Origin of the sequence: Gelidibacter salicanalis, assembly GCF_016469035.1 — a bacterium.
GTDB lineage: Bacteria > Bacteroidota > Bacteroidia > Flavobacteriales > Flavobacteriaceae > Gelidibacter > Gelidibacter salicanalis_A.
Map to the genome: position 1 here is coordinate 1 of NZ_JAEHJZ010000088.1, position 655 is coordinate 655.

Annotated in this window: 2 tRNA genes; both read right to left on the reverse strand. The window is 39.1% G+C overall.

The window, feature by feature from the left end:
• Positions 1 to 300 precede the first annotated feature (300 nt).
• A tRNA-Ala gene (locus JEM65_RS20865) sits at positions 301 to 377 on the reverse strand.
• A 133-nt stretch (positions 378 to 510) separates the two neighbouring features.
• Positions 511 to 584, reverse strand: a tRNA-Ile gene (locus JEM65_RS20870).
• Positions 585 to 655 lie beyond the last annotated feature (71 nt).

Here is a 655-nt window from a genome sequence, read left to right on the forward strand (position 1 = left end):
TTAATGAGTTACTATTCAGTTTACAGTTTTTTCTCTCAGTTTTCGGTACAAGTACCGATATCCGATCGTTAATCCCATAAACCAAACTTTATTAGATTGATTAAAAGCTCGTAAACCCTAATCAATCTAAATGTTACTTTATTACAGTCCTAAGACCGCAACAGTAATATTTTTTATGTATCTTTTTTCAATATGTCAATGAACGTTGCAATCTCCAAATCTATTGGAGATCCCATTTTGGGCCTGTTTCAATCAGATTGACAGCTTCCCTTATGAGGTCCCACGCTTCCGCGGGGACTTTGGTGGAGAATATCGGAGTCGAACCGATGACCTCCTGCGTGCAAGGCAGGCGCTCTAGCCAGCTGAGCTAATCCCCCATTAATGAATTTCAGATTGCTGAATTACGATTAACGATTGTTGATTGTGACTCAACTTCTAAAATTTCCTTTCAATTTGTAATGAACGTCTTAAAATCTCAAATCTACTTTCGTAAATCTTAAATCTTTTTAGTAGTCTCAGGCAGACTCGAACTGCCGACCTCTACATTATCAGTGTAGCGCTCTAACCAGCTGAGCTATGAGACTGTTTTAAAATCTCTAAACCTGACCTCAAGCAATTATCGTCGATAAGAACTTAAAAGAGCGCTGCGCTCCCC